Source organism: Rhodococcus sp. BP-349 (assembly GCF_019835845.1).
Classification (GTDB): Bacteria; Actinomycetota; Actinomycetes; order Mycobacteriales; family Mycobacteriaceae; genus Rhodococcoides.
Window position 1 is genome coordinate 801647 of record NZ_JABUDR010000001.1, and the last position, 11961, is coordinate 813607.

The window sequence follows — 11961 nt, forward strand, 5'->3', positions numbered from 1 at the left end:
CGACCGACGAACAGCGGCCGATCTCAGCGGCGGCGAGGTCAGTCCAGCGATCCGGCGCGATGCAGACTCGGGATGTCGTCGATGTGATCGGCCAGCCTCGTTCGGGTCTGGCTCAACGGGACGGGCTGGTACCGCCTGAACTGCAGGTATTGGCTGATAAGTGCGAGATCGTGCTCGAAGCAGAAGCCGATCGCGCCGTGGATCTGGTGGATGTGGCGCATGACGTCCCGGACGGTCTCGAGGTGGACCAGGCGCAGGGCGAGCGCTGCGCCCTCCCCGGCCGTCGGGTCCGCGTTGAGCCGCCACGCCGTGAACAGTGCGAGTTCGCGGAGACCCCGTGCCGCGACGGCCGCGTCCACGAACCGGTACTCCAGTGCCTGACGTGTCCTGAGCGGCTTGCCGAATTGGATGCGCTCGTTGAGGTGTCGTGCTCCCAGGTCGAGAACGTGGCTCATCGCACCGGAGCTACTGAAGGCGGAGAACGTCTCGTGCCAGGCCCAGGTGCGAGGTGAGCCCACCTCACCGTTTCCGACCGGTCGACACACGGCGGCATGCGGCGCCAGCATCTTGGGATCCGCGGTGAGGGGAGTCGCCATCATCGGAACGATCTGACCGGACGGATCGATGGTGTGGCTCTGATCCAGGAGAGCCGCGTAGTCGAGCAGCACCTGGTCGAGACCGCGGTCGATGGCGTGCAACGGCACGGATCGCCCGATGCCGGCGCCGGTGATGAGGGCGGCGACTGGCGCGGGGAGTGCGGCACGCCCGGCCTCCTCGGCTACCAGACATGCCACCATCGCCAACTCCGGATCGGAGTCGAGTCCGTCGAGATCTTCCAGACCCACGTGTCGTAATCGTTCGACCGCCGTCGAGAGTGCACCGGCCGCGTCCGTTCGGCTGGACCGCGCGAGCGCGAGGTCGTCGGCACCGAAGGATGCGCGCGCCGATCGTGCGACGTCGAGCGCGACCTCGGGGGTGGTCAGGTCCACGAACAGGCTCTTCCGGCCCGTGCGGTGGCTGTCGAATTCATGACAATGAGTATACTTCTTTTGGTCGGCCGAGGGGTCGGTCTTCATGATGTCCCGAGGAGTCCCTGATGATGGACTACGCCTTCTCTTCCTCCGAGACCGAGATGCGGTCCGACCTGAGAGAGCTCATCGGTGAGTCGATGCCGGCCGATTATCCCGGCATCTTCGTCGAAAATTTCGAGGAACCACTGGCCGCCAGTTGGGCCTTCTGCCGCAAGCTCGGAGCACAGAATCTGTTGACCCGCGCCTGGCCGCGGCAGTACGGAGGCGATGACGCGTCCGTGTGGTCGCAGGTGGTCTTCAACGAGGAGATGTGGGCTCACAACGAGCCTCGCGGCGGCCAGTACATGGGCGTGACGTGGATCGGGCCCGCCCTGATCACCTTCGGCAACGAGGCTCAGCGCGAGCAGCACCTGCCCGGCATCGCCAGTGGTGACGTCCAATGGTGTCAGGGGTTCTCCGAGCCCGACGCCGGTTCGGACCTGGCGTCCCTCACAACGCGGGCGACCAAGGTGGAGGGCGGATTCAGGGTCCAGGGTCAGAAGGTCTGGACGTCCTATGCCAGCCATGCGCAGTACTGCGTTCTCGCCGCTCGCACCTCGGTGCTGGAACGCAAGCAAGACGGCCTCACGGTGTTCCTGGTCCCGATGGACCGGGAGGGCATCACCGTCCGACGCATCCCGACCATGCTCGGGCCCAACCACTTTCATGAGGTGTTCTTCGATGACGTGTTCGTCGAGAACGTTGAAGTGCTCGGCACTGTCGACCACGGCTGGGAGATCATGACGGCTGGTCTCGCGTTCGAGAGGGTCGGCATTCCCCGGTATGCGCGGGCCGATCGGATATTGGCGGAAGCGCGAGAGGCCACACAGGGCGGCAGTCCCGCGGCGTCGCCCGACCTTGCAGCGGCCATGGTCCACGTGCTCGTCGCCAGGCTGCTCAACTACCGCAACTACGACGGACGGGTCAGGGGCGAGGAGACGCCTGCAGGGGGCCCGATCGCCCGAATCGCGTCGACGCTCGTGGAGCAGGAGGTCGCCGACGTGGCGATGGACATGGCAGGGGTCACGGCGCTGGCGCCGGATGCTCCCGGCACGCATCCGGCTCTGGGCCACCTCGAGCACCACTGGCGGTATGCGCAGGCCGCCACCGTGGCGGCCGGCGCGCTCGAGATCCAGAAGATGTTGGTCGGTCGACGCCTCCTGTCGCCTCGGCGCGGCTGAGGGCAGTTGCCCGGATTCGACAAATGAGTACACTCCAATCGTTGACTGTGATGTTCGTCATGGTTGCACAGAGCGGAGGCGCGCGGCGATGACCGCATGCCCGCCGAAACCCCGAAGGGAGCAACCAGTGGCAGCCAAGATCACAGTTTCCGGGGTGAGCAAGCGATTCCCCGGCAAGCGTCCGGTCATCGCGCTGGAGAACGTCGACCTCACCATCGAGAGCGGGGAGTTCGTGTGTCTGCTCGGCCCGTCGGGCTGTGGGAAGTCGACGCTCCTGCGGATGTTCAACTCGCTCATCCGGCCGACGAGCGGACAGATCGAAGTCGAACACGAGACGTCGGCTCCTCTGACAGCCATGGTTTTTCAGGACTACAGCATCCTCCCCTGGATGAGCGTCGAGGAGAACGTTCGCTTCCCGCTCGAGGGTAAGGGGCTGACACCGGAGGACACCTCACGACGAGCCGACATGTGGATCGAACGCCTCGGCCTCGCGGCCTTCCGCGACTCGTATCCGTCAGCTCTCTCCGGTGGCATGCGTCAGCGGGTGTCCGTCGCCCGCGCGCTCGCGTTCGAGCCCGAGATCCTCTTGATGGACGAGCCGTTCGCCGCGCTCGACCCACAGCTGCGCCGTGTGCTGCAGGACGAGTTGCTGGCGATCTGGCAAGAGAACCAGCGGACCGTGGTTTTCGTGACGCACAGCCTCGACGAGGCCATCCTGCTCGGCGACCGTGTAGTCGTCATGTCGGCTCGGCCGGGCCGGATCATTGCCGACGTTCGGGTGCCCTTCGATCGCCCGCGCACGTCGGATCTCCGCTCGCACGCCGAATTCGCACGCCTCGAGCAGCATCTGTGGGAGCTGCTGGCAGACCAGGTCCAGACCACGCCGGCAAGGAGCAACGCATGACTGTCCTCCGTGAACGCAACTCCACTCCTGGTGGGCATGTGGTCTCGATCGACCCGGGGCCCGACGACGTCGATCCAGACAAGTTCGCACGGCGACGCCGACTGCAGAACCAGGTGTTGGGTATCGCCACGCCCATCATCCTGCTTGCCGCCTGGGAGATCGGTGGCCAGACGGGTTTCGTCGACAAGCGGTTCTTCCCGCCGCCGTCCGACATCGCCATGACGGCCGTCGACATGGTGCGGAGCGGGTCATTGCAGGGCGATTTCCTCGTCACGATGAAGGCCTGGCTCATCGCCTTCGTCGTGGGCACGCTGATCGGGACGGCTGCGGGCGTCCTGCTGGGGTTGTCGCGCATCGCGCGGGCCGCACTCGAGCCCGTGCTGTCGGCGTTCTACACGATCCCCAAGCTGGCGATCCTGCCGTTGCTGCTGATGATCTTCGGCCTCGGAGAAACCCCCAAGATCATCCTCGTCGCGCTCGGCGTCTTCTTCATCACCTGGATCTCCGCGTTGGAGGCTGTCCTCGATGTTCCTGAGGGCTACTTCGAGACCGCACGATCTTTCGCGGTGGGTCGCGGCCGCATGCTTCGCAAAGTGCTGATTCCCGCTGTACTGCCCCAGATCTTCGTCGGACTTCGGATTGCCGTCGGCCAGTCGATCTTGATCCTGATCGGCGTCGAGTTCGTGACCGGCGACGACGGGCTGGGCCACATGATCTGGAACTCGTGGCAGATCTTCGCCGCTGACCGGATGTACGTCGGCATCATCCTCGTCGCTCTGATCGGGTTCTTCCTCACGAACGCCATCCAGCTCGTCGGTCGTTGGTGCGTTCCGTGGGCGCCTCGTTCGCAGCGCTCACGACGGTGACCACGCCTCGACCGTTCGACTCCCGAGAAGAAGGATTCGCATGAACCTGTCGCCCACCCGAGCTGCGCGCGTTATCGCACTGTCCACCGTGATCGGCGTGCTTCTCAGCGCCTGCGGCGGCAACGGCGACGCATCGTCCGGCGTGACCGTCGACGAGAACGGCCGCCTTTCCGAGCCGACCACGATCACCATGACCTCACCGTGCCAGACGGTCTCGTGCTTCCCGCCCTTCCTGTTCAACGAGTGGGACGAGTTCGAGAAGCGGAACATCACGATCGAGAACACCGTCCTGCCGACGACTGATGCCACGGCGCTCGCGGCGACCGGCAACATCGACGTCTACCAGGGAGGCATGAGCGTAGGCCTGCTCAACGCCATCGCGAGTGGGGCCGACGTCCGGGTTGCTGCGCCCACTTACCAGCTCCTCGACGAGAACGAGGCGGGGTTCTACGTCAGTACCAGGCTGTTGGAGGGTCGGACGTTCGATCCCTCGATGCTCAAAGGTAAGACGATCGCATCCTCTCAAGGCAACGCCGGTGCCACGATGATCGCGCTGACTCGCCTGCTGAAGGAGGGCGGACTGTCGATCGATGACGTCGACATCACCATGATGACCGAGGCGGACCAGATTCCCGCGCTCGAGAACGGCTCCATCTTCATGGCCACGCTCAACGAGCCCTCGACCTTCCAGATCAACAAGAGTGGAGGAGGCGTCAAGGTCGGACGACAGGTGGTCAGTGGATTCCCGATCTCGGTCTACGTCTTCGGGCGAAATCTGATCAGTGGGAACGCCGCCGTCGGTGAGGCGTTCACCGCCGCCCTACGAGCCGTCTACGTCAACCGTCTTCAGGGCGACTACATTGCCGATCCGACGATGCGCGCCGAGATGGAGAAGGCACTAGGCCTGGCACCCGGAGCGCTCGACACTGCCAAGTCCGACTTGTACCCGACGGATCTGGCCTTCCCGGACGGCTGGGTCGAGGCGCACACCCAGACTTGGAGCCAGATCCCCGACCTCTTGCAGGGGGAGGCCGGTGACCTGACGAACGACGACGTCATCGACCGCCGGTTCATGGATTTCGCCAACGGCATCACACCGTGACTGCGGCCGCAGTACCGGTTCTTGCGGGCAAGGTCGTCGTGGTCACCGGGGCCGGCCGCGGTATCGGCCGGGCGATCGCGATCCTCGCTGCCCAAGAGGGAGCCAGCGTCGTGGTGGCCGACGTCGGCGGTCCGGTCGACCAGAGGGAGACTTCGGCGGGTCCCGCGACCGAGGTCGTCGAGCAGATCGAGACGGACGGCGGCATTGCGACGGCTAGCGTGGAGGACGTCTCCACCTCGGCCGGTGCGGCACGGGTGGTCGCAACCGCGCTGACCACCTACGGTCGCCTCGACGCCATGGTCTGCTGCGCCGGGATCCTTGATCACGGGCAGGTGCACGAGATCACCGAGCAGCAGTGGACCGACGTGATCAACGTGCACCTCGGGGGCCACTTCGCATGCACGAGCGAGGCATCCCGAGCCATGATCGCGTCGGGCACCAGTGGTCGAATCGTGCATTTCTCGTCGGCTGCCGCACTCAAGGCTCCCAAGATCCAGCCTGCCTACGCTGCAGCGAAGGCAGGCGTCATGGCGCTGACGTCGAGCAGTGCGAAGGCGCTGGCGGAGCACGCCATCACGGTCAACTGCATCCTGCCGGGAGCTTCCACGCGGATGACCGACAAGGTGTGGGCCGACCAACCCGGCCGAGTCGACGTCGCCGGGTTGTCCATGCGCAGCGAGGACAGCGCCGGCACGTGGCGGGACCCGGCCAATGTCGCGCCGTTCGTGATCCACCTCCTTCGAGACGAGGCGGCCACGATCACCGGCGCCGCCTTCGCCGTGGTGGGCCACCAGGTCACGACCGTGCTCCCGGCGACCTACGGCGCGTCCATCGTCGCCGATCGGCAGTGGACCCTGGAGGCTCTGAGTGCCAGGGTCCCCGGTCTCCTGGCGGACACCGATTCGGCTGAGTCGCCGTGGCCACCGCCCATCGATCGCTGATCGCGCTGGTCGGACGTCGCGCCGGTGCTACTGCACCGGCACGACCTCGCGACGGCCGTCGTGGCCTTCGACAAGACGCGCCCAGTGGAACCCGGGGGAGTGGGCCAGGGCGAAAGGTGTGCTCGTAGCGACCAGATCGTCGGCCACACGAGCGGCCGAGCTGCGTGCTTCGCCGTGCTCGCAGTCAGCCACACCCGGCCAGTCGGAGTCGATCAGCTCGACGGGGTTGTGTGCGACGTCGCCCAGCAGCAGCCCACGCTCACCGTCGGAGACGAGCTCGACGATGGTCGACCCGGGAGTGTGGCCCGGGGCGTGACGCAGGACTACTCCGGGCACGAGCTCGAGCTGGTCACCGTCCCAGCGGTTCACGGAGTCGGCCAGCGGGGCCAGCTGGGTGCTGGGCCTGTCCTGCTGACGCTCGATACGGACCCCTCGGTAGTGATCGGAGAAGAAGTAGCTCCAGTCGGCTTCGTGGGCGAAGTACTGCGCTCGCTCGAAGACGAGCCGATCGTCCTTCACCGCCCAGCCGATGTGGTCGAAGTGCAGGTGCGTGAAGACGACATGCGTGACGTCTTCGGGGGCGACCCCGAGTGCAGCGAGCTCGTCGAGGAAGTCGCCGCCGGTGAACGGGGCAGGCGGGTCGACACCCACGCCGACGTCGGCCAGGATGACCGCCGAGCCCGTTCGGACCAGGTAGCCACCGATGCTGTTGACGTACTCCCCGCCGTCGAGGTGACAGAGGTACGGCTGCCAGTCGTCGATCGTGCGAGTCGGGTACACGAAGGTCGGATCCATGCGGATCTCCCCGTCTCGAACTCCATCGATTCTGATCGACCCGATCTGCATGGTTCGGCTCCTTCCGAGCGCTGCGCACCGCGGATGCCTTGTCACGGGCACCTTTTGCTGATACTCATAACAGTATACTTATTCGGGTCGAACGCCAGGAGTGTCATGGATCTACAAGGTCGAGTCGCCGTCGTGACCGGTGGTGCCTCCGGAATCGGGGCCGCTTCCGTCGCGCTTCTTCGGGAGAGCGGAGCCGTCCCCGTCTCGTGGGACCTCGGGGGTTCTCCCGATATCCACGTCGATGTCAGTGACGCCGCTGCGGTCGGCGCCGCGATCGCCGAGACGGTCGAGCGATTCGGTCGACCGTCTCTGCTCGTTGCAGCCGCGGCCGTGCCGCACCGCTCGTTGATCATCGACCACGACGTCGAGGCCTGGGACAGGGTCTTCGCCGTCGGTATGCGTGGAGTCATGCTCTCGATCCAGGCTGTGGCACGCACAGCGATCGAGGAGGGGACAGGTGGCTCGTTCGTCCTGATCTCGAGCAACAACGGCATCCTTGCCGATCGCTACCTGTCGGCATACTCGTCCGTCAAAGCGGGCGTGAACCACCTGGCCCGCGTTGCCGCGCGCGAGCTGGGCGAGCACGACATCCGGGTCAATGCAATCGGGCCCGGCCCGACCGAGACGCAGATGCTGGCCAAGAACCTCCAGATCCCGGGGTACGTCGAGAAGATCGAACAGGTCACTCCTCTGGGCCGCATCGGCACCTCGTACGACATCGCCGACTCGATCGTCAACCTGATGCGGGCCGGGTGGATCACGGGTCAAGTCGTGCAGTCGGACGGCGGTGCCTCGCTGACCACCCCCCGTGGTGACTCACGCTCCGCCGGCCAGGCCTCCGCCAACGGGTCGAACGGTTCGGTGCCCCAGCCACTGGCGTGAGCGCCGGATCGCAGCGGTGTCACATCCCGAGACACCGCTGCGTGAAGGTCCGACGTACCGGGCCGGCGAGGTTCCCGATCAGCCGGTCGTATTCGCCAGCAGCGCGCGGACACCGACGGAGTCGACCTTCAGCGATGCGCTGCGGGGCAGACTCTCGACGACCAACACCTGAGCCGGAATCTGATAGGCGCTGAGGTGGTCACGCAACCAGCCTCGGATCGCGTTGCCGTCGATATCGGCATCTTTCTCCAGCTCGACGGCCGCGTGCGGGATCTCTCCGAGCCGTTCGTCGGGCATACCCACCACGGCTGCATCACGGATCTGCGGGTGGGTCCGTAAGGTCTCGGCGACCTGCCCGGCGGAGACTTTGAAGCCACCACGGATGATGGCGTCGTCCGCACGGCCCTTGATCCACAGGAAGCCGTCGGCGTCGACGGTCGCGAGGTCGTCCGTGCGGACCCAGCCGTCGGAATCCACCGAGTCGATCGCGAGCTGCGCGGAGCGCAGCTCCAGGAGGCCCACGTCACCGAACGGGAGTGGAGCGAACGAGTCGCGATCGACGACCCGCATCTCGACGTTGGAGTGAGTCCTACCCACGCTGCCCCGCTTGGTCTGGGCATGCTTTCTGCGATCAGCGAGGCTCCAGCCCGCTACACCACCGGCGAACTCGGTCGCTCCGTACACGGTCAGGACCGAGATTCCGTAGGTGGCCTCGAATCGTTCGGCCAGCTCGGGGCTGACCGGAGCCGTGCCGACGGTCAGAGCCTTGAGGCTCGCCAGATCGGCTTTCTCCGTCTCGCGGTCGAGCAGCATCGTGAGCGCGGCCGGCGGCACGTTGGCCACGATGGGCCGATGCTCGCGAATCAGCTCGATCCATCCGTCGATCTGGAACTTGGGCAGCATCGCGACGGCACGGCCCTCCGCGAAGTTCAGAAGCGTCGTCCAGACCCCGCCCATGTGAACCATGGGCAGAGCCACGACCGCAACGCTCTTGCGCAGGCTCAACGGTTCCTCGGCTGACGAGGCGTAGTGACGGCTGGCGTCCAGCGCCGCCGACAGCGACGCGTAGGTCAGGGGGATCCGCTTGGGCGGGCCGGTGGTGCCACTGGTCATCATCTCCAGTGCCACGCCGGGGTGCAGACGGCCGACCAGGTCTCCGGCGGCGTACCCGGCTTCCTGAATCACCGCGAAGGTCGACGGGTCGTCTCCCTCCACACTGATGGCGGCGGCCCCGATGTCGCGCGCGGACGCCAACGTGGCCTCGGTCCAGTCCTGTGGGTTGGCAACGATCGCGACCGCGCGTACGGCGCGAATCGTGTCTGCGAGGCGCTCGTTCGGGACCAGATCGCTCAGGGTGAGGATCGCCTGGTTCGATGCGACGATCGAGACCGTGGCCGCGACGGTCGAGGCACCGTTGCGCATGACGACCGCGACGCCCGCTCCGGGTACCGAGGCACCCATCGAGCCGAGCACGGTCTGAAGGACCTCACCTCCGGCAGCGATGTCACCCCACGAGTGCCACCGGTCGGCTATCTGCAGAGCGCGGGCGCTCGGATCGATCGCCGTCACGTCGCGCATGCGTCGGGGTAGGTCAGTCGGCTCGGTCATGTTATTGAGTATACCCATCTAGGTGGTTTGTTCAGGGGGTGTGCGGAGCGCCCGGTGGTGCTCCGTCGGTCAGCTGGGCTCTCTGGGAAGACCCAGGACGCGTTCGCCCAGGATGTTGCGCTGGGTCTCGTCGGTCCCCCCGGCGATGCGGTTGCCCGGTGCGCCCGTCACGAACGTCGTCCAGGCGAACGTGCCCCACTCGCCCGTGTCTGCCATCAGTCGTGGACCCAGCAGATCTGCAGCAGTCTCCGAGATGGTCCGTTGGTGCTGCGTGTACAGCAGTTTGATCAGGGACCCGTGTGGGGCGCGGGGACCGCCCTTCCGCGCGCGCCGGGCGGTCACGGCCAACTGGCGGCGCTGGATGTACAGCGTCGCCAGACGCTGACGGACGATCGGGTCCTTCGTCCTCTCGAGCCAGCGCGCCAGGGCCAACACCTCGAAGTACGTGCCGCCTCGGTTCTCGCCGCCGCCGCGCTCGAATCCGAGGACTGTCAGCGCGACCTTCCACCCGCCGTCCACATCGCCGATGCGCAACGAGTCGTCGATCCGGACTCCGTCGAGGAACACCTCGTTGAACGTCGAGCCGCCACTCATCTGACGGATCTGTCGCACGTCGATCCCCTCCGCATCGAGCGGAACGAGGAACATCGTCATGCCGTGGTGCTTGGGCGCGTCCGTGTTCGTGCGGGCGAGGCAGATACCCCACTGCGCGTACTGGGCTCCGGAGCTCCAGACTTTCTGCCCGTCGATTACCCACTCTTCACCGTCGCGGACAGCCCGGGTGGAGACCGAGGCCAGGTCGGAGCCTGCACCCGGCTCCGAGAACAGCTGGCAGCACAGTTCGCGGGCACTCATCAGCGCCGGAAGGAACCGTAGCTTCTGCTCCGATGTCCCCAGGCGATCGATGGTGTTTCCGACCAGCACCATCGTGACCGTGAGCAGCTCGTGCGCAGGCGGAGTCCGATAGGCGGACTCGACGGAGCGGAAGGCGCGTTCGTGCTCGTGCGACAAGCCTCTGCCGCCGAGCTCTGCCGGAAGCGTGATGCCGCCGAAGCCGGCGTCGAATTTCTCCTGCTCGTACGCCGAGGCCTCGGCGATGAGTCGACTCTCTTCCTCACGAGTGAGGTCGTGGAAGACCGAGACGTCGTCGTCGCCCTCGCCCCACGCGCGGCGCGACCGATCGCGCTTCGGCAGTCGTGCGTCCAGCCAGCTCCGCGCCGTCGCGGTGAAATCGTCCAGAGAAGTGGTACCGGTCATGATGGCGTCCTCGGGGTGGGTAGGTCAGAAGGCGAGTCGGTCGGCCAGCAGGGCACGATGCGCATCGGCCGTGCCGAGGAACAGTGCCGATGACTGAGCGCGTCGGAAGTAGAGGTGTGCGTCGTGCTCCCAGGTGAACCCGATGCCACCGTGCACCTGCACGGTCTCGGCGGCGACGTCGCGGTACGAGTCGGCCGACGCGGCTTTCGCAGCCGCGGCTGCGACGGGCAGAGCCTCGAGATCGCGCACGGCGGCCGCGGTCGCGTCGTAGGCCGTCGAACGAGCCGTCTCGGTATGGATCAGCATGTCGGCGCAGGCATGCTTCACGGCCTGGAAGGAGCCGATCGGTCTACCGAACTGCTCGCGGGTACGGGCATGCTCCACGCTCATGTCCAAGCACTGCTGCACGCCGCCCACGGCATCGAGGGCCACAGCGGTGCGAGCGATATCCAGGACCGGTGCCAGGAAGTCGGCCGCGGCACCGGCAGCACCGACGCGAGTTGCTGGTGCCCCGTCCAACGTGACCGTGTTCATCGGCCAGGTCGCGTCCAGCACCGTCATCGGGGTACGCGACACGCGGTCGGTCTCGTCGAGGAGGAACAGGGTGGGACCCTCGTCGGTGCGCGCGACCACGAGCAGGGAGTCGGCGGACGCCCCGTTCAGGACGAATGCCTTGGTGCCCGTCAGCCGGTAGGTGGTGTGGCCGTCGGCTCGGGCCGACATGGACACGTCGTCGAGGTGCCAGGAACAGGTGGGCTCGACGTAGGCCAGAGTGGCGAGTCGCTCGCCGCTCGCCAGCGCTTCCAGCAGCGGGCCGGAGGTCTTTTCGTCGTCGGCTGCGAGCAGGGCATGGGTGGCGATGACCGCACTGGAGAGGAAGGCGGATCCGGCAAGCCCTGCCCCCAGTGACTCCAGGACGACGGCCTGCTCGGCGAACGAGACGCCACTCCCGCCGAGATGCTCGGGGATGACGAGTCCAGCGATCCCGACGTCGCGGGCGAGTCGACGCCACAGCTCGGCGTCGTGACCCGTCTCGAACTCGGCAACCTCTCGGACGCGCGACGTGGGGCTCGCGACTCGCACGAGATCCTTCACGACGTCACGCAGCTGTTCCTGCTCCGACTCGAACACCATGGACACCTGTTGCACCCCTGAAACCTAGGAACGTCGCGCTCTGACCGCCATGACAGTGTCACCGCCGCGTGTGTATAAAGGATACTGTACTCGGTGGAACACTCGCTCGTAACTTGATTCGTCCTAATCAGGGATTCACCATCGGGTCAGTTCTCGACCGGAGAGGAAAT

At 66.3% G+C, this 11961-nt stretch carries 11 protein-coding genes; 6 read left to right on the forward strand and 5 right to left on the reverse strand.

The features are described from left to right. Window positions 1-38: 38 nt before the first annotated feature. Window positions 39-989 carry an acyl-CoA dehydrogenase family protein gene (locus HQ325_RS03790; RefSeq protein WP_222626773.1) on the reverse strand — a complete coding sequence of 317 codons (951 nt, stop codon included), beginning with the start codon at window positions 987-989 and terminating at the stop codon, window positions 39-41. A gap of 107 nt (window positions 990-1096) precedes the next feature. Here HQ325_RS03790 and HQ325_RS03795 point away from each other — a divergent pair, with 107 nt between their 5' ends. The 5 genes from HQ325_RS03795 (at window position 1097) to HQ325_RS03815 (ending at window position 6064) form a co-directional block, all read left to right on the forward strand. Then, window positions 1097-2251 (forward strand): acyl-CoA dehydrogenase family protein, encoded by a 1155-nt coding sequence (locus HQ325_RS03795; RefSeq protein ID WP_261777647.1) that lies wholly within the window; start codon window positions 1097-1099, stop codon window positions 2249-2251. A 154-nt stretch (window positions 2252-2405) separates the two neighbouring features. Next, window positions 2406-3155, forward strand: coding sequence for an ABC transporter ATP-binding protein (locus HQ325_RS03800; RefSeq protein ID WP_308014239.1), 750 nt, complete (start codon window positions 2406-2408; stop codon window positions 3153-3155). Next, on the forward strand, window positions 3152-4021 hold the full coding sequence (locus HQ325_RS03805) for an ABC transporter permease (protein WP_222626775.1): 870 nt from the start codon (window positions 3152-3154) through the stop codon (window positions 4019-4021). Before HQ325_RS03800 ends, HQ325_RS03805 begins: the two co-directional genes overlap by 4 nt. 40 nt (window positions 4022-4061) lie before the next feature. Next, window positions 4062-5123: an ABC transporter substrate-binding protein gene (locus HQ325_RS03810; protein WP_222626776.1), complete on the forward strand. Its 1062-nt coding sequence runs from the start codon at window positions 4062-4064 to the stop codon at window positions 5121-5123. Further along, entirely contained in the window at window positions 5120-6064 is a 945-nt protein-coding gene (locus HQ325_RS03815) for an SDR family NAD(P)-dependent oxidoreductase (protein WP_222626777.1), read from the forward strand. Before HQ325_RS03810 ends, HQ325_RS03815 begins: the two co-directional genes overlap by 4 nt. Before the next feature lie 27 nt (window positions 6065-6091). Here the strand turns inward: HQ325_RS03815 and HQ325_RS03820 are convergent, their stop codons facing one another. Further along, entirely contained in the window at window positions 6092-6910 is an 819-nt protein-coding gene (locus HQ325_RS03820) for an MBL fold metallo-hydrolase (protein ID WP_222626778.1), read from the reverse strand. Window positions 6911-7015: 105 nt separating this feature from the next. Here HQ325_RS03820 and HQ325_RS03825 point away from each other — a divergent pair, with 105 nt between their 5' ends. Continuing rightward, window positions 7016-7792: an SDR family NAD(P)-dependent oxidoreductase gene (locus HQ325_RS03825; protein ID WP_222626779.1), complete on the forward strand. Its 777-nt coding sequence runs from the start codon at window positions 7016-7018 to the stop codon at window positions 7790-7792. A gap of 78 nt (window positions 7793-7870) precedes the next feature. Here HQ325_RS03825 and HQ325_RS03830 read toward each other — a convergent pair whose 3' ends face one another. The 3 genes from HQ325_RS03830 to HQ325_RS03840 all read right to left on the reverse strand — a co-directional run bounded on the left by HQ325_RS03830 (window position 7871) and on the right by HQ325_RS03840 (window position 11806). Then, the gene (locus HQ325_RS03830; RefSeq protein WP_222626780.1) at window positions 7871-9400 is read right to left on the reverse strand and encodes a class I adenylate-forming enzyme family protein; all 1530 of its coding nucleotides are present in this window, start codon (window positions 9398-9400) and stop codon (window positions 7871-7873) included. 69 nt (window positions 9401-9469) lie between these two features. After that, window positions 9470-10657 carry an acyl-CoA dehydrogenase family protein gene (locus tag HQ325_RS03835; RefSeq protein ID WP_222626781.1) on the reverse strand — a complete coding sequence of 396 codons (1188 nt, stop codon included), beginning with the start codon at window positions 10655-10657 and terminating at the stop codon, window positions 9470-9472. Window positions 10658-10681: 24 nt separating this feature from the next. Further along, window positions 10682-11806 carry an acyl-CoA dehydrogenase family protein gene (locus HQ325_RS03840; RefSeq protein WP_222626782.1) on the reverse strand — a complete coding sequence of 375 codons (1125 nt, stop codon included), beginning with the start codon at window positions 11804-11806 and terminating at the stop codon, window positions 10682-10684. Window positions 11807-11961 lie beyond the last annotated feature (155 nt).